This window comes from uncultured Bradyrhizobium sp., assembly GCF_964252615.1.
GTDB lineage: Bacteria > Pseudomonadota > Alphaproteobacteria > Rhizobiales > Xanthobacteraceae > Bradyrhizobium.
This window is the reverse complement of record NZ_CAXUNQ010000003.1, coordinates 71,059-91,238: the sequence shown is the minus strand read 5'-3', so window position 1 is coordinate 91,238 and position 20,180 is coordinate 71,059. Positions and strand designations below refer to the sequence as shown.

The following is a 20,180-nucleotide window of genomic DNA, read 5'->3' as shown; positions in this document are numbered from 1 at the left end:
GACGTCCCAATTCATTGCGGGAAAAGAGACGGTCCGGACATAGTACAAAGCATCGCGGAGGTATTGGTTCCCCCGGAACCGTTTGAGGCTCGATGGAGTTGAACACGCCTATCCTCTTCCTGTATCTCGACAATTTCTACAGAATTTCGCAACGCTTGCCACTCGTTGCGTGCAAACAGCGTGCCGAATGGACCTTTTCGCCAAAGCTGCCGAACGCGGGATCCAGACCGAATTCATCGACGGTCAGGGTAACCGGCGGGTCACCGATGCTGCCGCGCTGGAAATCGTCCTGGATGTCCTACCGGCTCGAGCCCCGCACCGCCTGCTGGGCCGGCCGGTGGTGGTACGGGCGGGGCAGTCCTCGCACACCCTCCTTCCCGAAGCTGTCATATTCCCGCTACGCTGGAAAATCGTTGCCGATCTTAAGGTTATTGCCCAAGGCGAAACCGGCGACCGGGTCATGACATGGCCGTCCGATCTCCCGGTTGGAACTTATCGCCTGCAACTGAGCGATGCGTCTCCATTAAGCGACGAGGTAGCATTTATCGTTGCGCCGGCCCAAAGCTTCGATGGAGACTTCGACCGCTCCTGGCTACTGGCGGTGCAACTCTACAGCGTGAGATCGTCGCGTAACTGGGGAATCGGGGACTTTACCGACCTCGAAGGGCTGATCGACCTGGCCTCCGGGCTGGGAGCAGGCGGGGTCGGCCTCAATCCGTTGCATGCGCTGTTCGATGATCGGCCGGGCGACTGTAGTCCCTATTCGCCGAACAGCCGGCTGTTTCTTAACGCGCTGTATATCGACATCGAAAAGCTCCCGGAGTTTTCGCAGCGTAAGTTCGCCGGCGTCGATGCGATCGCGCGGGTCAGGCAAAGCGGCATCATCGATTACGCCGCCGTTGCGGAGCTGAAATGGCGCGCGCTGCGATCGGTTTTCCCAGCGTTCAAGGCGGGTACGAAAACCGAACGCCATGCAGCCTTTGCGCGATTTTGCGCGGAGCGCAGCCCTTTGCTGTCGCGTTTTGCCTGTTTCGAAGTCCTCAGACATAAATTCAACCGGCCCTGGTGGGAATGGCCGGCAGAGTGGCGATATCCGGACGATGCGCAATGCGCGAAGCTTCGCGCCGGCCCCGACGCCGTCGAAATCGAATTTGTCGAATTCGTCCAATGGATAGCGGACCGGCAGTTGCAGGGATGCCGGGATTTGGCAGCGCGGCGGGGCATGAAGGTCGGGCTGTACCTCGACGTGGCGGTTGGCGTGCAATCCGACGGATTCGACGCATGGAATGAGCAGGTGGCGATTTCCCGCCATCTTGCGGTCGGCGCGCCTCCGGATGCGCTCAACACCGCCGGCCAGAATTGGGGGCTGGCCGGATTCAATGCCGCGGGCCTGGAAGTTCAATCGTTCGAACCATATCGAGAAATGCTGCGCGCTTCGATGCGCCATGCCGGCGCCATCAGGCTCGACCACGTTCTCGGTCTAAAGCGGCTCTATCTCGTACCGCACGGCTTTGCCGCCCATAACGGTGTCTACGTGCAGATGCCGTTCGAAGCGCTGCTGGCGGTGACGGCGCAGGAAAGCGTAGCCAGTTGTTGCGTCGTGATCGGAGAAGACCTCGGCACCGTGCCGGAAGGCTTTCGCGAGCAGATGGCGGAGTGGGGCATCTGGTCGTATCTGGTGATGATGTTCGAGCGCGACAACCGCGGTTCGTTTCGCGGGGTCGATCACTATGCGCCCAACGCCCTTGTTACTTTCAATACCCACGATCTGTCGACCTACGCGGGTTGGCGCGGCTTCAGCGATCTTGCGCTGAAACGGTCGCTCGGAATCGATCCCGGCGAAAGCGACGATGCGCGATGGCATGCGCTGGGGATGCTGACCGATACGCTGCGCCACCATGCCATCGACCATGATGACCTGTACGCGGTTGTGAAATTTCTTGCGCGGACCCGGTCCCGCCTCCTCGCAGTCTCACTCGAAGACCTGCTCGGGGTGATCGACCAGCCCAACATCCCCGGTACGGTCGACGAGCATCCGAACTGGCGCCGCCGGCTGCCGATCGCGGTCGAGGAGATGGCGGCTGCGATCGACGTCGCCGCGCTGAAGGCTGCGACGGGCGGGCGGACGCAGGAAACAACGGTTCAATTCGCAGATCGCCGGTGATCAGATTTGTCCAGCAGGATTGAAGACTACGGCTTGATCGGCGATTGCGAAACTGCCGCGCTGGTCGGCCGCGACGGCTCGATCGATTGGCTGTGCTGGCCCGCGTTCGACTCCGATGCCTGCTTCGCCGCGCTGCTCGGAACGCAAAAGCACGGCCGGTGGAAGATTGCGCCGTGCGATGCTGCAAAGACCACCAGGCGGTATCGCGCAGACACGCTCATTCTCGAAACCCGCTTCGAAACCGCAGGCGGGGCTGTCACGCTAATCGACTTCATGCCGCCGCGCGGGCAGGCCTCCGACATTGTGAGACTGGTTCGCGGCGAAACCGGCTGCGTGAAGATGCGGATGGAGCTGATCATCCGTTTCGGATTCGGCCGCGACATTCCCTGGGTGAAACGCACCGATGAAGGGGCGCGGTTGGCGATCTGCGGTCCCGACATGCTGGTACTTCGCACGCCGGTCGAAACCCATGGCGAAGACATGACAACGGTGGCCGACTTCGAGGTCGGCGCCGGCCAGACCGTGCCGTTCGTCCTTACCTACGGTCCGTCGCACCTGCCCGTGCCGGCGCCGATCGACCCCGAGCAGGCGCTGCGCGACACCGAGGGATTTTGGTCGGAGTGGTCGGGCCGCTGCAGTTATCAAGGCGGCCACCGCGACCTCGTGATGCGCTCGCTGATCACACTGAAGGCGCTGACCTACGCGCCGACCGGCGGCATCGTCGCGGCGCCGACCACCTCGCTGCCCGAAAAGCTCGGCGGCGCACGCAATTGGGATTACCGCTTTTGCTGGCTGCGCGACGCTACCTTCACGCTGCTGGCGCTGATGAACAGCGGCTACACCGAAGAAGCCCTGGCGTGGCATAACTGGCTGCTGCGTTCCGTGGCCGGATCGCCGGCCGATATGCAGATCATGTATGGCATCGCCGGGCAGCGGCGGCTGTTGGAATGGGAAGCGACCTGGCTGCCGGGTTATGGCGGCGCGCAGCCGGTCCGCGTCGGCAATGCCGCGCATGCGCAATTGCAGCTCGACGTCTATGGCGAGCTGATCGATGCGTTTCACCAATGGCGCATGGGCAAAATCGAACTCGATCAGGGAACGTGGGCGCTGGAATGCAAGGTGCTGGATCATGTCGCGGAAGTCTGGGACCAACCGGACCACGGCGTCTGGGAGCGCCGAGGCGACGGCAAGCATTACGTTTCGTCGAAAGTGATGACCTGGGTCGCATTCGACCGCGCCATCAAGAGTGCTGAGAAGTTCGGCCTGGAAGGGCCGCTCGACCGATGGAAGATGCTGCGCGACACCATCTGCAAGGACGTCTGCGATAAGGGTTTCGATGCCGGGCAGAATACATTTGTCGAATCCTATGGTTCGAAACTGTTGGATGCGAGCATTCTGCTGCTGCCATCGGTGGGATTTTTGCCGCCGCGGGATCCCCGGGTCAAAGGCACGATCGAGGCGATCGAACGCCATCTGATGCGGGACGGTTTTGTGCTTCGCCACGATCCCCGCGAAAATTCCGATCCGCAGCGGCCGAGCGAAGGCGCGTTCCTCGCGTGCAGCCTGTGGCTGGCCGACGCCTATGTACTGGCGGGAGAACTCGGCAAGGCGCAGAACCTGTTCGACCGCGTCGTTGCAGTAGCGAACGATCTTGGTCTGCTGGCCGAAGAATTCGATTCAGGGGAGGGGCGCCAGACCGGGAATTTTCCACAGGCGCTGACTCACATCGCCTTGATCAATACGGCACATAATCTCAGTGGCGCTAAGGAGGTGGTTGAGAAGCCGGTTGTGCAGCGAGCGAAGTGATCGCATCATCCTGAGAGGATGCAAGTGTGAATTCCAGAACAGGCTTGCTCAACATGAGGCAATCACATCGCCGGCGATGCGCCCCACACGCTTGCGACCATTCTTCGAGAAACCGCCAAGAGGCCGCTCGTCAGGATGACGTCGGAGTTTGTTTCAAGATAAATTCGATCGCACCGGCAAAACCTTCCTCCTCGTTGGATCTCGTGACATGCGATGACTGTTGCTTGACGTCCTCGGTCGCGTTGCCCATCGCTATGGAAAGACCGCTCTTCTTGAACATCGCAAGATCGTTCTGCATGTCGCCGATGGTAGCTATTGCGTCCGTCGATATGTTCAGACGTCCGGCGATCGTCTCGACGAACGTACCCTTGTCCCGGCCGGGCGGCGTGATATCGAGATAGTAGCTCTGTGACCGGATTGCGGAGGCCTGCGTACCCAGCGCCTTCTGCATTGCGGTCTCGCAGCGTTGCAGCAGCGTCGCGTCGGCGCTGGCGCCGACGATCTTGCAAGCGGTTGCCATGAACGGCGCAAAATCATTCGCGAACGTCGGATCGAATTTGATGGTGTCGCGTTCGTGCGGCACGTATCTGCCGTCGTCGCGGCGAACGATCCACCGCTCGCTGGTGAACAGCCAGACATCGACGCCAAATTCGTCCAGCACCTCGATGCTGCGGCGAACCGCGGCATCAGGGATCAGATGCTGCTCGATCGGATTCAACTGCGAATCGACGATCGAGCTGCCGTTGAACGGTCCAATCGGCAGTGTAATCCCGAGCGGCTCGATCAGAAACCGCATGCCGCCCGGCGGCCGGCTGCTGGTGATAGTGAAGCCGACGCCGCAATCGTGCAGCCGCCGGACCGCACGCCGGGCGCCGTCGGTCAAACGCTTGTCGTGGGTCACCAGCGTGCCGTCGACGTCGGAGACGACCAGCGCGATGCGGTTCATGATTCGCGCCCGTCGCGGGAGCGCTGATTTGTGGGACCGGGCTTCAGCTTGCCGACAATGTCCTCGACGATCATGTCAACCGGGGCGTCGATCGGCGCGTCGATGACATTCTCATCCGGGCTCGGCGGCTCCAGGGTCCTGAACTGGCTGTCCAGAAGTCCGGGCGGCATGAAATGATCCTTTCGTACGGCAAGGCGGCGCGCGATCAACTGCTGCGTTCCATTGAGAAAGACGATGCGCACGTCGTCCCGCCCCCGCGTCAGGACATCGCGGTATGCCCGTTTAAGCGCGGAACATGCGATCACGAGGTGGCCAGCGTCTCCGCATACCCGCTCGATCTCATCGGCGATGGCGTTCAACCAGGGCCAGCGATCGGCATCGGTGAGAGGATGCCCGGCGCTCATCTTCTCGACGTTGCTTTTCGGATGAAACCGGTCGCCGTCCTCGAAGGTCCAGTGCAATCGCTCCGCAAGCCTGCTCGCAATGGTCGTTTTGCCGGAACCGGATACGCCCATAACGACCAAAGCGCATGGCGGCTTGTCGCATTTTTCAGCCACGGAAATTCTCCGGCAACGCCGCGCGATCTGCCAGCCAGGTCGTCTCGCCGACGGAAGCCGCACGCCCTGCCGGGAGGTCTTCGCCCGCCAACACCCGGCTCACAATGGCGCGCTTGTCCTTGCCGCTCACTTCGAACAGCATTTCGGCGCAGGAGGCGAGCGCGGGCAGGGTCAGCGTAATCCTCGGCACGAACGGCTCGACATGGGCCTCAGGGACACTCACCACCCAGCGCTCCGTTTCCGCCACAGCGGGATATCCCGGAAATAATGACGCCGTATGACCGTCGGGACCTATGCCCATCAGCACGGCGTCGAACAAGGGGCGCGCCGGATCGAGCCGATCGGCGGAATAAAAGGACCTGAGCCTGGCTTCGTACAGCCGAGCCGATTGCTCCGGAGTTGCGGCGTCGGTAGGGATGGCGTGGATGTTGGCAGGCGGTGCGCAGTGGTCGAGAAAAATCCGGCGCGCCGCACCCATGTTGTTGAGGGGGTCGTCCGCAGGTACAAAGCGTTCGTCTCCGATAAACCAGTGCACGCGATGCCACGGGATCCTCGTCCGATAGGCGTCGGTTCCGAGCAGTTCATAAAGCCGTTTTGGAGTGGCTCCGCCGGTCAGGCAAATCGCGATGCGGGCGCTGTTGAAGTCGATCCTGGCGATCACGCGTTCCGCGGCAATGTTGGCAAGCGCCTCTGCATCGGCAACCACGATCATCCTGCGACTGTCATCAGCGATCATGCGATCCGACCGAACTTCCGCCAGTTACGGCCGTCGCGCGTCAGCAAGGCTTCAGCATTGGCCGGCCCTTCGCTGCCGGCCTCATAGCGTTCCAGTCCATCGGCACCCGCCTTCTTCCATGCATCGAGGAACGGTTGCACCGCCTGCCACCCGGCTTCGACGCTGTCGGCGCGCTGAAACAGAATATTGTCTCCGATCATGCAGTCGTAGATCAGCGTCTCATAGCCAGTGCTCGGTTCGGCTTTGAAGTAATCCTTGTAGCGAAATTTCATCTCGACGCCGTCGATGGAAATCGTCGGGCCCGGCACTTTGGTGTTGAACTGCAACGCGATGCCCTCGCTCGGTTCAATGCCCAGCACGAGGTAATTCTGCGACAACTGCTCTACCGGCGTATTGCGGAACATCGCGAACGGCGCCTGCTTGAATTTGATCGCAACCTCGGTGCGCTTGGTGCCCAGCGCCTTGCCGGTGCGCAGATAAAACGGTACGCCGGCCCAGCGCCAGTTGTCGATGACGAGTTTCAAGGCGACGTAGGTTTCGGTGGTGCTGTCGGATTTGACGTCCTTAGTGCTGCGATAGTCGGTAATGTCGGCGCCGCCGATCCGGCCGCCCCAATATTGGCCGCGTACCGAGTTCTGCAGCGCATCCCGCTCGCTCCAGGTGTGGATCGCCGCCAGCACTTCGGCCTTCTCGGAACGAACCGCATGTGCATCGAACCGTGCAGGAGGTTCCATCGCGACCAGCGACAGCAGTTGAAACAGGTGGTTGGGCACCATGTCGCGCAGCGCACCGGTGGCGTCATAGAAGCTGCCGCGATGCCCGACGCCCAGTTTTTCGTCGACCGTGATCTGGATGTGATCGATGTGATTGCGGTTCCAGATCGGTTCGAACATCCCGTTGGCGAAACGCAGCACCAGGATGTTTTGAACGGTTTCCTTGCCCAGATAATGGTCGATGCGGTAGATCTGGTGCTCGTCCATGATCGTCAGCAGTTCACGGTTCAACGCTTTTGCAGATTCGAGGTCGGTCCCGAACGGTTTCTCCACTACCAGCCGCCGCCATGTCTGCCCGTCTTCCCGGAGCAGGCCGGCGCGTCTGAGTTCGCGCGCGACCGGCGCGAACGCATCAGGCGGGGTTGCCAGGTAGAACAGGCGATTGCCGCCGGTTTGTCGAGTGGCTTCGAGTTGTTCGATCTGCGCTCGCATCCGATCGATCGAGCCGGGATCGGTTGGATCGCCAGCAATACAGGTTACGCATTCCAGCAGGCGTTCAGCAACGGCGTCATCGACCGGGCGGGTTGCGAATTCGCGCAGCCCTTTCATCAGGCTGTCGCGCAGAGCCCCGCTTGACATGGGCTTGCGCGCAATTCCGACGACACAGAATTTGTCGGGCAGCAGGTCGGCGGCCGCCAGATTATAGAGCGCGGGCGTCACCAGGCGGTGGGTAAGGTCTCCGGTAGCGCCGAAGATGATCATGGAACAGGGTTCGGGTTTTCGCTGATTCGAGGGATCGGTGGTCATAAGCGTTAAGCCTTTGGCTTGATAATCTCGGGCGCAGACTGGCGCGCCGCGTCGGGATGCTGCTGCGGCTCCTTATGGCCGCCAAAGCCGGCGCGCATTGCCGAGAGAATCTTTTCTGCGAAGGTGTGCTGCTGCCGCGAACGGAATCGCGCGAACAGCGCCGCCGTAAGCACTTCGGCCGGCACCGCTTCATCGATCGCGGCGTTGACGGTCCAGCGGCCTTCGCCGGAATCCTCGACAAAGCCAGAATAACTATCGAGCGTATGGTTTTCGGCAAGCGCCGATGCGGTGAGATCGAGTAGCCATGACGGAATCACGCTGCCGCGCCGCCATACTTCCGCAATGTCGGCGACATCGAGATCGAAGCGATGCTCCGCAGGCAACGCATCGATGCCGGCGTTCTTCAGAATATCAAAACCCTCGGCGTAGGCCTGCATCAGACCGTATTCGATGCCGTTATGCACCATCTTGACAAAGTGGCCCGCACCAACCGGGCCGGCGTGGATATAACCCTGCTCGATGCGCGGATCTCGTCCCGTGCGTCCTTGCGTGCGCGGGATATCGCCTGGCCCCGGTGCCAGCGTCGCGAAGATCGGATCGAGCCGGTCGACGACGGCCTTGTCACCGCCGATCATCATGCAGTAGCCGCGATCGATCCCCCACACGCCGCCGCTGGTGCCGACATCGAGATAGTGCAGACCGAGCTCCTTGAGCGCCTTGCCGCGCCGGACGTCGTCCTGCCAGAAGGTATTGCCGCCATCGATGACCGCGTCGCCGGTTTGCAGCAGGTTGGACAACGCATCGATGGTTTCTTCCGTGATCCGGCCCGCCGGCAGCATCACCCATACCGTCCTTGGCCTGTCCAGTTCGTCAACCAATTTCTCGAGCGTGGCGGTCCCAACCGCGCCGTCGGCGGCAATCGTCGCCACCGCCTTCGGGTCCTTGTCATAGACGACGGTACGGTGCCCATTTTTCATCAACCGCCGGACGATATTGCCCCCCATCCGGCCAAGGCCGATCATGCCAAGCTGCATTGCCGCGCTTCCTCGTTTCATGGAGCAAACCTGGACCGCTCTAATTCAATGCGCTGATGATCGCGGCGTTGAGCATTGCGAGTCCGGATTTCAGGTCGCCTTTCAGATGAACTCGCAGTGCGCGCCGGCCGCGGTCCGTCAGTACCTCGAAATCGCCGCGCGCCTGCGCCGCCTTGATCACGCCGAAGCTCGCTTTCTGACCCGGCACGGCAAGATCCGCGGCATCGTCGGCGGTGATTTGCAGGAACACGCCGCTGTCGGGCCCGCCTTTGTAGGCTTGCCCGGTGGAATGCAGAAAGCGCGGCCCGAATTCCGCGCAGGTCGCGACCCGGCGCCGATCGCGAACCGCAAGCCGCATGTGCTGCAGCAGCTCGATATGGCGGGGATTACGTTCGATGTAGGCGAGCAGGGCGACATAGTCGCCCGGCCCGGACCGGGCGAACTGCGCTTGCAGCCAGGAATCGAGATCGCCGTCGGCGCCGGCCTTGCGCAACGCGATTGCATTGACTGTATCGGTGTAGAGGTCGGCCTGCGCCGTAGACAGGACCGGCTGTTCTGCGGGCAGCGTGCCGGCCTTCTCGAATGCGGCGACCAATTCGCGGGTCTTGATCTTGGCGGCTTCGACATCGGGCTGATTGAAAGGATCGATGCCGATAATGGAGCCGGCAACCGCGGTCGCCATCTCGAAGCGGAAAAACTCCTGGCCGATATGGTCGATCGATTTCAAGTCGATGCGGACAATCGGATGCCCCGCCTTTTCCAGCTCGGCGAGCCTGCCGTCGTGTTTCGGGTCGTTTTCGCCCTCGGTGCGCAAATCGATGAAGAACCGGTCGTTTCCGTAAACGCTGGGGTCGCCAAGCTCTTCGCCATCGATCGGAATCAAACCCTTGCCGTCCTTTCCGGTCGACTCGGCGATCAACTGTTCGGCCCAGGCGCCGAAATCGGCAATTTTTTGCGACGACAAAATCGTCACCTTGTCGCGGCCTTCAAGCTCGGCCGCGCCGAGGGCGAGGCCGAGCTGTACGCCTGGGTTTTCCTTTGGCGGTACGTCGGACCCGCACGACCGCACCATCGCCAGCGTTGCGTCCAGTATCTTCTTAAGATCGACGCCGGCCGCGGCGGCCGGCACCAGTCCGAATGGCGACAATACCGAATAGCGCCCGCCGATCGTCGGATCGCCGCGAAAGATGCGTGCAAATCGCAGATCTCTTGCGGCCTTTTCAAGGGAAGAATCCGGATCGGTAACCGCAACGAAATGTCCCCCGGCGGCGCCGGCGCCGATTGCGTTGCTCACCTGCGCGAAGAAATAGTCCTTCATCACGTTAGGCTCGGTAGTGCCGCCGGATTTGCTGGAAACGATGAAGAGCGTTTTGGCCGTATTGACCGCGTCGCCCATCGCGCGCACCTGCGCCGGATCGGTCGAATCCAGCACATGCAGCTTTGGGAAACCGGGCCTTTGTCCGAACGTTTTCGCGATCACTTCCGGCCCCAGGCTCGATCCCCCCATTCCGAGCACGACCGCGTCGGTAAAACCCTGCTGCTTTACCCAGTTTGCAAACCCCTCGTAGTCCGCCAGCTTGTTTTGGCTGGCGGAGGCGCTGTCCAGCCAGCCCAGCCATTTGTCTTCATCGCTTCCAGTCCAGACCGACCTATCGTGCTGCCACAGCCGGCGGATCTTGCCGGAGGCGCGCCATTGTTCGGTGCTGGTTTCAACCGCTTTGGCAATCGTCGCGCCGAGGGCAAGTTTTTGCTGATCGATCCTGCCGGCGATCGCCGCCGCGCGTTTGTGGGCCACCGCGCCGTACAGCTTGTCGGCGGCGTCGGCAAACTGCTTGACGCCGTCCTTGACCAGATCGGCGGCGATCGCATCGAGCGAGATACCGGCCTTTTCGAGGCCTGCGAGCGTCTGCCTGGCGCTCTCGATGTCCTCTTCCAGGCTGTCGCGCACCTTGCCGTGATCGCGAAACGCATCGAGCGTCGCGGGCGGCACGGTATTGACGGTGTTTTTGCCGATCAGTTCCTCGACATAGCGTACGTCGCGATACTCCTTGTTCTTGGTGCCGGTCGAAGCCCACAGCAGCCGTTGCGGTTTTGCGCCTCTGGCTTGCAGCTTCTGCCAACGCGGTCCGGAGAATAATTCCCTGTAGTCTTGGTACGCCATTTTGGCGTTTGCGATCGCGACTTTTCCCTTCAAGGCCTGAAGCCGCGCCTTCTCGGTCGGATCATTGGCTTTCGCAATCCTCTCGTCGAGCTGCTTGTCGACGACGCTGTCGATGCGGCTGACAAAGAAGCTGGCGACGCTGGCGACACGAGACGGATCGCCGCCGCCGGCAATGTACCGTTCGAGGCCGGCAAGGTAGGCTTCGGCGACCTGTACATAGACCTTTTGCGAAAACAACAACGTGATGTTGATGCTGATGCCCTCGCCGATCAGATGCTCGATCGCAGGAAGCCCCTGCGGCGTCGCAGGCACTTTTACCATCAGATTATCGCGCCGGACTTCCTTCCAGAGACGCTCGGCTTCGCGGATCGTCTCCTTGGTGTCGAGGGCGAGATACGGCGAGACTTCGAGACTGACGAACCCGTCGTCCCCCTTCAGGCGATCGTAGACCGGCCGCAATACGTCGGCGGCGTGCTGAATGTCCTGGACTGCAAGCTGCTCGAACAATTCGGCGACCGGACGGTCGCCGCTTCCCAGCGCTTCGCCGATCGCGCCGTCATATTCGTCCGAACTGCCGATCGCCTTTTCGAAGATCGACGGATTGGACGTGACACCCTTCACGCCGTCGCTGTCGATCAGTTTTTTGAGGTCACCCTTGGCGATGAAGCCGCGGGCCAGGAAATCCAGCCAGACCGCCTGGCCGTGCGCTTCGAGTGCTTTGACGGAATTCATGGTGCCTTGTTCTGTTCGATGTGATGCAGGGCTGCTTCGGTCCCGCCAGGGAAACGCTGGCCACGGATGATGCGGCTGTGGTGTTACGCGTCAGGTGCGCACGCGTTCCATCATGACGCGTTTTTGAACACGCGTCACCGTCTGTGCCGCTTTTCGATGCGGCTGGCCCGGCGGTCTCGGCGCAAACCGGCGGAACGCAATCAACGCAGGCTGGCGTTGAACCTGTCCAGTGCCGCCGAGCCCGGACAAAGTGCCGCCTCGTCCAGTTGGTTGAGCGGCGTCTGCACCGTGTCGAGGTGCGCATGCAGGTCTTCCGCCTCGGGGTCGACGTAGAGCAGGCCGGTGACGACTTGGCCCTTGGCGGCGTGCTTTTGCAGGAACGCCAATGCCGCAAGACGGTCATGCGCCTCATAATCCGCATCGAGCTTGCGCAGCGCCAGCCGGGTGCCGTCGTGCTGTTCGACGATCTGTACCGATCCCGGCGCGTAGTCGACGGTGATCGGATCGCGGCCGCTGATGACGTCAAGACGGTTCACTGCGTCGTTATGCTCCCGCACATAATCGAAGCTTTTGGTCGACCCGGCATGGTTGTTGAAGGCGACGCACGGGCTGACCACGTCGATGAACGCCGCGCCCTTGTGCCGGATGGCCGCCTCGATCAGCGGCACCAGTTGGGCCTTGTCGCCGGAAAAACTCCGCGCCACGAAGCTCGCGCCAAGCTGCAGCGCGATCGCCACCAGGTCGATCGCGTTGTCGGTATTCATCACGCCTTTCTTGGATTTCGAGCCGCGGTCGGCGGTGGCGGAAAATTGCCCCTTGGTCAGGCCGTAGACGCCGTTATTCTCGACGATATAGGTCATGTTGACCCCGCGCCGGATCGAATGCGCAAACTGGCCGAAGCCAATCGATGCCGAGTCGCCGTCGCCGGATACGCCGAGATAGATCAGGTCGCGGTTGGCAAGATTGGCGCCGGTCAGCACCGACGGCATGCGGCCGTGAACCGAATTGAAGCCGTGCGAATTGCCGAGGAAATAATCGGGCGTCTTTGACGAGCAGCCAATACCGGAAATTTTGGCGACGCGATGCGGCTCGATCGAAAGGCGGAAACAGGCTTCGATGATCGAGGCGGTGATCGAATCATGGCCGCAGCCGGCGCACAGCGTCGAGACCTTGCCTTCATAATCGCGATGGGTATAGCCGAGGTCGTTCTTCGGCAGGCCGGGGTGCTGGAATTTCGGTTTGGCGATGTAGGTCATGACAATACCTTCCGTCCATGTTTCGTTATGGCGGGGCTTGTCCCGGCCATCCGCGTCCTGGCCGCGAAGCAAGACGTGGATGCCCGGCACAAGGCCGGGCATGACGACTGATAAACCGAGCCCGTCGTCACGACTTTACCTTCCGCAGCGGCCTTACCTTGAGCTGGGCCTGGTGGTCGCCTATGGCCCCGGCGATGAAGCGCGCGGTGATCGGCGTGCCGTCGTAATGCAGGATCGGCACTAGCCGGACCGGGTCGATGCCGTTTTCATTAACGATCAGCGAGCGAAGCTGGGCGTCGCGGTTCTGCTCGACCACATAAACAAAATCATGTTCGGCGAGGAAGCTCGCGACGCTGGAGTGGAACGGGAAGGCGCGGATGCGCAGGCGGTCGAGCTGGTGCCCGCGCGCCTCGAGCAGCCCGATCGCCTCGTCCATCGCCGGCGAGGTCGAGCCGTAGTAGATCACGCCGTATTTGGTGGGCTTCTGCGCATTGGCCTGCAACGGCCGCGGCACCATATCCTGGGCGGTTTCGAATTTGCGTAACAGCCGCTGCATGTTGTCGGCGTAGACCGCGCCTTCCTCGGAATAGCGTGCATAACGGTCGCGCGAGGTGCCGCGGGTGAAGAACGAGCCCTTGGCGGGATGGGTGCCGGGATAGGTGCGGAACGGGATGCCATCGCCGTCGACGTCGAGATAGCGCCCGAAGTCGCGGCCGTCGTCCAGCATCTCGGCCGTCATGACCTTGCCGCGGTCGTACTGCCTGGCATCGTCCCAGCGCAGCGGATGGCAGAGCCGGTGATTCATTCCGATGTCGAGGTCGAGCATCAGGAAGATGGTGGTTTGCAGGCGTTCGGCGAGATCGAACGACTGCGCCGCGAATTCGAAGGCTTCAGCGGGGTCTTCCGGAAACAGCAGCACGTGCTTGGTGTCGCCGTGCGAGGCGTAGGCGCAGGCGATCACGTCGCATTGCTGGGTGCGGGTAGGCATGCCCGTCGACGGGCCGGCGCGCTGAACGTTCATGATGACGGCCGGAATCTCGGCGAAATAAGACAGGCCGATGAATTCCGTCATCAGCGAGATGCCCGGGCCGGAGGTCGCGGTAAAGGCGCGGGCGCCGTTCCAGGATGCCCCGATCACGATGCCGATGGAGGCAAGTTCGTCCTCGCCCTGCACGATGGCGTATTTCGCCTTGCCGGTTTCGGGATCGTGGCGCAGCTTCTTGCAATGGCTGGCGAAGGCGTCGGCGAGCGACGACGACGGCGTGATAGGATACCAGGCGCAGACGGTGGCGCCGCCATAGACCGCACCGAGCGCCGCAGCACTATTGCCCTCGATGAAGATGCGGTCGCCGACCTTGTCGGCTTTCCTGATCCGCACGCCGATCGGACACTTCAGGTTCTTCAGCGCCCAATCGCGCCCGAGGTGCAGCGCATGGACGTTTGAGGACAGCAGCTTTTCCTTGCCCTTGTACTGCTCGGCGATCAGTTGTTCCACCAGCTTCGGATCCATGTCGAGCAGGGCGCACAGCGCGCCGAGATAGATGATGTTCTTGAACAGCTGGCGCTGGCGCGGATCGGTGTAGGTCGAGTTGGTAATGGCGGTGAGCGGTACGCCGATCACGGTAATGTCGGCGCGGAACTTCGACGCCTGCATCGGCTTGGTCGAATCGTAGAACAGGTAGCCGCCGGGCTCGATCGAGGCGACATCCTTTTCCCAGGTCTGCGGGTTCATCGCCACCATCAAATCGACGCCGCCGCGCGCGCCGAGATGATTATCCTCCGTGACGCGAACTTCGTACCACGTCGGCAGGCCCTGAATGTTGGAGGGGAATACGTTGCGCGGAGAAACCGGCACGCCGTGGCGCAGGATGGAGCGGGCAAACAATTCATTGGCGCTCGCCGAACCGGAGCCGTTGACGTTGGCGAAGCGAACGACGAAATCGTTTACGCTGCTGATCGGGCTTTGGACTGACATGATGGTCCCGCATGAGTCATATCGATGAGATATTTTTGCATATCCCACGCGCCGGTAGGACAACGTTCGGCACACAGGCCGCAGTGCAGGCAGACGTCCTCGTCCTTCACCATCACCCGCCCGGTTTTGAGGCCGTCGGCAAGATAGAGGGCCTGCTCGGGATGTGGCGAGGGCGCCTTCAGCCGCTGCCGCAGGTCGGCTTCCTCTCCATTCTCGGTGAAGGTGATGCAATCCATCGGGCAGATGTCAACGCAGGCGTCGCATTCGATACACAGGGGAGCGGCGAACACGGTCTGGATGTCGCAATTCAGGCAGCGCTGCGCCTCGCCGAGCGCGAGCTTGACGTCGTAGCCGAGTTCGACTTCGGCCCGGATGTCTTTCAGCGCGACGACCTTGTCACGATGCGGCACCTTGAAGCGTTTGTCGCCGGAGATGTCGTTGTCGTAGCTCCACTCGTGGATGCCCATCTTCTGCGATGAGATGCGCACCTCGGGAAGCGGGCGCTCGGTGATGTCCTCGCCGGAGAGCAGCTTGTGGATGGAGAGCGCGGCGTCATGGCCGTGCGCCACCGCCCAGATGATGTTTTTTGGTCCGAACGCGGCGTCGCCGCCGAAGAATACTTTTGGGTTGGTCGAGGCCATTGTGGTCTTGTCGACCACCGGCATGTTCCACTTGTCGAACTCAACGCCGCAATCGCGCTCGATCCACGGGAAGGCATTCTCCTGGCCGACGGCCACCAGTACGTCATCACAGCCGATGGTCTGGTCCGCTTCCCCTGAGGGCACCAGCTTGCGCCGGCCGTTGGCGTCGTATTCGGCCATCACCCTTTCGAAGGTAACGCCGGTGAGCCTGCCGTTGTCGTGCGTGAAAGCTTTCGGCACCATGAAATTCAGGATCGGAATGTCCTCGTGGATGGCGTCTTCTTTCTCCCACGGAGAAGCCTTCATCTCCTCAAAACCGGAGCGGACGATCACTTTGACGTCCTCGCCGCCGAGACGGCGCGCGGTACGGCAGCAGTCCATCGCGGTGTTGCCGCCGCCTAGCACGATCACGCGGCGGCCGATCTTTTCGACATGGCCGAACGATACGCTGGAAAGCCAGTCGATACCGATGTGAATGTTTTTCGCAGCTTCCGTGCGGCCGGGAATATCGAGTTCGCGGCCGCGCGGCGCGCCGGAGCCGACGAAGATCGCATCGTAATTTTCGCCGAGCAGTTTTTTCAGGCTGTCGACGCGGTGGCCGCCTTTGAACTCGATGCCGAGGTCGAGGATGTAGTCAGTTTCTTCGTCGATCACCGAATCCGGCAGGCGGAACTTTGGTATCTGCGTCCGCATCATCCCGCCCGCCTTGGGGTCGGAGTCGAACACTGTGCAGTGGTAGCCGAGCGGCGCGAGATCGCGGGCGACGGTGAGGGAGGCGGGCCCGCCGCCCACGATCGCGATGCGCCTGCCATTCTTCGGCGACGGCTGCGGCATGAGATGCCTGACGTCATCCTTGAAATCGGCAGCGACGCGTTTCAGGCGGCAGATCGCAACCGGTGTTTCCTCGACGCGGCCGCGGCGGCAGGCCGGCTCGCAAGGCCGGTCGCAGGTGCGGCCGAGAATTCCCGGGAACACATTTGATTTCCAGTTGATCATGTAGGCGGCGCTATAGCGACCTTCGGCGATCAACCGGATGTACTCGGGCACGGGCGTATGCGCGGGGCAGGCCCATTGGCAATCGACAACTTTGTGAAAGTAATCGGGAGCCGAAATATCAGTCGGTTTCATTCCTACCTTGCCCGCGAGGATGTGACGATCGACGCGGCCCTTGATGTTTCCTGAACGCTCATAACCGGCGTTCTTGTTGTGCTAAGCTATATCATGGGGTTACTGAATCGGCGCCATTCAATATGATCGGCGCCGCACTTGAAAGCCATTTTTACTTAATTGTCATTTCGCCGTTGGTCTGGAACCCTGCGTTAATACCGGCCTGTTCATGTGGCAGTGCAATATATTTGTGATGCTTCACCCGCAAGCTTCGATCGGGATGTCGGTCTTCGCCAGATCCCACATCAGATGGTAGATGCCTGACGAAATCACGGTTGCAGGGTTGAAACCGGCGGCATCGGCAAAGCGCGTTGCAACAATCGCCGAGACGGTACTCATATGCGTCCCGTCGACCAGGATATACCAGTCGCCCGGCGCCTGGGCTGATGGTCGACGATGTGTCGTTGATTGGTTTGGAAAGCTCCGGATCGCTTTCGATCAGGTGCATGGAGATGATGCCGTCGAGCCCGGCCGGGTCGAGCTGATCCGTCAACACCGCGCGCAACGTGTCCTTGCTTTCCGCGGAGGGGCGAAGGCGGACGATGCCCAGCGCCGCGCCGCGGCCCTGTCCGCGGCTGATCGTGACATGGGCGACGGCGCGAATCGTGTTTTTGAAATGCGCCAGAGTCGTTCTCGACCAGGGGGTTGGATTCGCCAGTACGGTGCGATAGGCCGGACTGTCCAGCACGGCAAAGGTTTCGGTGGAATAGAGGCAGAGATATTTCGGGCTCGCCGCGTGCGCGACGTAGCGCCGGGCTTCAAGAAAGCCGTCGATCGCGACGCGCTCCTGAAGATGCTCGCCATCGTACCAGAGATTGAAGTCGCGCTCGTTGGCCGGATCGACGTCCATCGACGTCAGCAGCATTCCCTTTCCGGCCAAAGGCATTTGCGAACTCCTGGTCATGCTCAAACCGTCATCCTTCGAGACGCGCGCAAGCGCGGTCCTCAGGATGACGGTGTTGCGCGTTGCTGCAAACTCCCGCCGGGCTGCGAAGCGAGGTCGGCAATGGCTTTCACCACCGCGTCCCTGACACCGGAATCGTACAGCGAGTGACCGGCGCCTTCGACGATGCGAATCTCAGCATCCGGCCACGCCGCCGCCAGCCCATGCGACGTCGACGGGGGGCACAGCAAATCATAGCGGCCCTGCACGATGATGCCGGGAATGCCCTTCAGCATTCCAGCGTTCGCCATCAGCTGACCTGGATCCATGAAACAATCATGGTGGAAATAATGCGCTTCCATGAACGGGGTCGAAGGTAACGGGCGGGTCGATCTGAGAGAAGCAAAATCGAGCCGCGTCCGTGAAGGCGCATGTTCGGATAGAATCCGCTCAGTGTCATGCCATGCGCGGGCAGCCGGGCCATGCACCGCAGGATCGGGGTCGAGAATTCGACGCCAATAGGCGTCGAGCGGTCGCTTAAGTTCCGCCGGCGGCAACAAGCCGAAGAAATCGGCACCCAGACCGGGATGCAAACGGGGCAGGGCCTGCAGAAAGGCCTGTTCCAGTTCGGCCCGGGTGCCGAGAAACGTCGCGCGCAGCACGAGGCCGCTCACGCGCGCCGGATGTGCTTCGGCGTAGGCCAGCGCCAGCGTCGCACCCCATGAACCACCGACGATCATCCATTGTCGCAATTCCAGACTTTTGCGGATCGTTTCCATGTCCGCGATCAGATGAGACAACGTATTCGCTTCAAGGCGTCCCTTCGGCCGGCTGCGTCCGGCACCGCGCTGGTCGAACAACACCGCATGAAAGCGCTCGGGGTCGAACAGCCGCCGGTGATCCGGCTGGCAACCGCTGCCGGGCCCGCCGTGCAGATAGACGGCGGGAATACCGTCGCCGCGTCCAACGGTTTCAACATAAATCTCGTGGCCGTCGCCGACCGGGAGAAGCTGCGATGTCAGCGGCGCGAACGGATCGGGCCGGTTGCTGGCGGATTTACCCGCCTCGGCGTCAGGCGCCATATTCGCCGCCTGGCTCGGGGCTGCCGCCGGCAAAATTGCGGTAGATGAAACGGCTGTTATCGGCGGCAGCCTCGAACTCGGCGGCCTTGAAAATCTGCTCGTGCATCGGCGACAGCGTGCAGGCCGGATCGGTATTGCCGGCATCGCCGGTCAGCGCAAAAGCCTGGCAGCGGCATCCGCCGAAATCGATTTCCTTGAATTCGCAACTCCGGCACGGCTCGGGCATCCAGCCGGTGCCGCGATAGCGGTTGAAGGCTTCCGAATTCTGCCAGATCCAGGCGATCGAATGATTGCTCCGTACCGACTCGAATTCGAGACCGGTGATGGTTTCGGCGGCATGGCAGGGCAAAATCTTGCCCGACGGCGAAATGTTGAAGAATTGACGTCCCCAGCCGCCCATGCATTTCTTCGGCCGCAGCGCGTAATAATCGGGCACCACATAGTCGATCGCCAGGATGCCCTTGAGCCGTATCTGCGCTTCTTCGACGATGCGGCTGGTTTCCTCGATCTGTTGCAGCGTCGGCATCAGCGCGGCGCGGTTCTTCAACGCCCAGCCGTAATATTGCACATTGGCGATTTCGAGCCGGTCCGCATCAAGGTCGACCGCCATCTGGATGACGTCGGACAATTGATGCAGGTTTTGCCGGTGCATCACGGCGTTGACCGTGAGCGGCAGATCGAGTTCGCGGGTCCAGCGCGCAACTTCGAGTTTTTTCTGGTGGGAATTCTTCAGGCCGGCGACGCGATCGGCTACCACGGGCTCATTGCCCTGGAAGCTGATCTGCACGTGACATAATCCGGCATCGGCCAGTGCCTTCAGTTTTTCCTTGGTCAGCAGCACGGCTGAGGTGATGAGATTGGAATACAGTCCGACATCGCTGGCGTGCTGTACCAGTTCAACCAGATCCTTGCGCGCGGTCGGTTCGCCGCCGGAAAAATGAATCTGCAGCACGCCGATCTCGGCGAGTTCGGTAAGAACCTTTTTCCATTCCGCGGTGGTGAGTTCGCTGCGGCCGCGCTCCAGTTCCACCGGATTGGAGCAATACGGACATTGCAGCGGGCAGCGGTGCGTCAGCTCGGCCAGCACCGCGAGCGGAATGCCGAACGTTTCCGCCGTCGAACCGCCCCGCTCCATGATCGCCAGCCCATCCGAAGGATCGACGGCGACAGGGCTGGCATCGGTCAGCGTCGGGCTCATGACGTGTTCTCCCGCGCCTCGGTCAAAAATCCCTTGTCGGCCAGATCCTGCAGCATGGCGATGACGTCGGCGCCGATCGCCGTGCGATCGGCGGTGTATTTGCCCGCGAGCTGGTCGATCATTTGCGCGACGCTGCGCGCTCCGTCGCAGAGCTGTAGGATTTCGACTGCAATCTCGTCGGGCGCAAGCACGCGCTCGGGCGCCAGGATCACCCAGCGCTGCCTGACCTCGTCGAACCGCAGCTTGGCGTGGCGGGGCAACACCGGCCGGCTGGTCTCATCGACGCTGAGGTTGCGGCTTCGTAAGCCTGGCATCGGTTCGC

The 20,180-nt window shown here is 61.7% G+C and carries 14 protein-coding genes and 1 pseudogene; 2 read left to right on the top strand and 13 right to left on the bottom strand.

Features of this window, described 5'->3' with window-relative positions:
• The first annotated feature begins 187 nt into the window (after positions 1-187).
• Both malQ and ACFE72_RS03020 read left to right on the top strand, forming a co-directional pair.
• The gene (gene malQ, locus ACFE72_RS03025; RefSeq protein WP_375411568.1) at positions 188-2,164 is read left to right on the top strand and encodes a 4-alpha-glucanotransferase; all 1,977 of its coding nucleotides are present in this window, start codon (positions 188-190) and stop codon (positions 2,162-2,164) included.
• Between the two features lie 6 nt (positions 2,165-2,170).
• On the top strand, positions 2,171-3,970 hold the full coding sequence (locus ACFE72_RS03020) for a glycoside hydrolase family 15 protein (RefSeq protein WP_375411567.1): 1,800 nt from the start codon (positions 2,171-2,173) through the stop codon (positions 3,968-3,970).
• 130 nt (positions 3,971-4,100) lie between these two features.
• On the opposite strand, the gene ACFE72_RS03015 is transcribed toward ACFE72_RS03020, so the two are convergent.
• The 13 genes and pseudogenes from ACFE72_RS03015 to pqqD form a co-directional block, all read right to left on the bottom strand.
• Positions 4,101-4,916, bottom strand: a complete 816-nt coding sequence (locus tag ACFE72_RS03015; RefSeq protein WP_375411566.1) for an HAD family hydrolase — start codon at positions 4,914-4,916, stop codon at positions 4,101-4,103.
• Entirely contained in the window at positions 4,913-5,431 is a 519-nt protein-coding gene (locus ACFE72_RS03010) for a gluconokinase (protein ID WP_375411675.1), read from the bottom strand. The genes ACFE72_RS03015 and ACFE72_RS03010 overlap by 4 nt, the downstream gene beginning before the upstream one ends.
• A gap of 34 nt (positions 5,432-5,465) precedes the next feature.
• Positions 5,466-6,185, bottom strand: coding sequence for a 6-phosphogluconolactonase (gene pgl / locus ACFE72_RS03005; RefSeq protein ID WP_375411674.1), 720 nt, complete (start codon positions 6,183-6,185; stop codon positions 5,466-5,468).
• Positions 6,186-6,205: 20 nt separating this feature from the next.
• Positions 6,206-7,729 carry a glucose-6-phosphate dehydrogenase gene (gene zwf / locus ACFE72_RS03000; RefSeq protein WP_375411565.1) on the bottom strand — a complete coding sequence of 508 codons (1,524 nt, stop codon included), beginning with the start codon at positions 7,727-7,729 and terminating at the stop codon, positions 6,206-6,208.
• Between the two features lie 5 nt (positions 7,730-7,734).
• A complete protein-coding gene (gene gnd / locus ACFE72_RS02995; RefSeq protein WP_375411673.1) occupies positions 7,735-8,763 on the bottom strand; it encodes a phosphogluconate dehydrogenase (NAD(+)-dependent, decarboxylating) in 1,029 nt (342 codons plus the stop codon).
• Between the two features lie 40 nt (positions 8,764-8,803).
• Positions 8,804-11,656, bottom strand: coding sequence for a bifunctional transaldolase/phosoglucose isomerase (locus ACFE72_RS02990; RefSeq protein ID WP_375411564.1), 2,853 nt, complete (start codon positions 11,654-11,656; stop codon positions 8,804-8,806).
• 200 nt (positions 11,657-11,856) lie between these two features.
• The gene (locus tag ACFE72_RS02985) at positions 11,857-12,912 is read right to left on the bottom strand and encodes a 2-oxoacid:ferredoxin oxidoreductase subunit beta (protein ID WP_375411563.1); all 1,056 of its coding nucleotides are present in this window, start codon (positions 12,910-12,912) and stop codon (positions 11,857-11,859) included.
• A 127-nt stretch (positions 12,913-13,039) separates the two neighbouring features.
• Positions 13,040-14,887: a 2-oxoacid:acceptor oxidoreductase subunit alpha gene (locus tag ACFE72_RS02980; protein WP_375411562.1), complete on the bottom strand. Its 1,848-nt coding sequence runs from the start codon at positions 14,885-14,887 to the stop codon at positions 13,040-13,042.
• A complete protein-coding gene (locus ACFE72_RS02975; RefSeq protein ID WP_375411561.1) occupies positions 14,857-16,656 on the bottom strand; it encodes an FAD-dependent oxidoreductase in 1,800 nt (599 codons plus the stop codon). The genes ACFE72_RS02980 and ACFE72_RS02975 overlap by 31 nt, the downstream gene beginning before the upstream one ends.
• A gap of 237 nt (positions 16,657-16,893) precedes the next feature.
• Positions 16,894-17,581, bottom strand: a pseudogene (locus tag ACFE72_RS02970) (hypothetical protein).
• A 59-nt stretch (positions 17,582-17,640) separates the two neighbouring features.
• A complete protein-coding gene (gene pip, locus ACFE72_RS02965) occupies positions 17,641-18,660 on the bottom strand; it encodes a prolyl aminopeptidase (RefSeq protein WP_375411560.1) in 1,020 nt (339 codons plus the stop codon).
• Entirely contained in the window at positions 18,650-19,858 is a 1,209-nt protein-coding gene (gene pqqE, locus ACFE72_RS02960) for a pyrroloquinoline quinone biosynthesis protein PqqE (protein ID WP_375411559.1), read from the bottom strand. Before pqqE ends, pip begins: the two co-directional genes overlap by 11 nt.
• Complete coding sequence (pqqD, locus tag ACFE72_RS02955) at positions 19,855-20,172, bottom strand: pyrroloquinoline quinone biosynthesis peptide chaperone PqqD (protein WP_375411558.1); 318 nt, start codon at positions 20,170-20,172, stop codon at positions 19,855-19,857. Before pqqD ends, pqqE begins: the two co-directional genes overlap by 4 nt.
• Positions 20,173-20,180 lie beyond the last annotated feature (8 nt).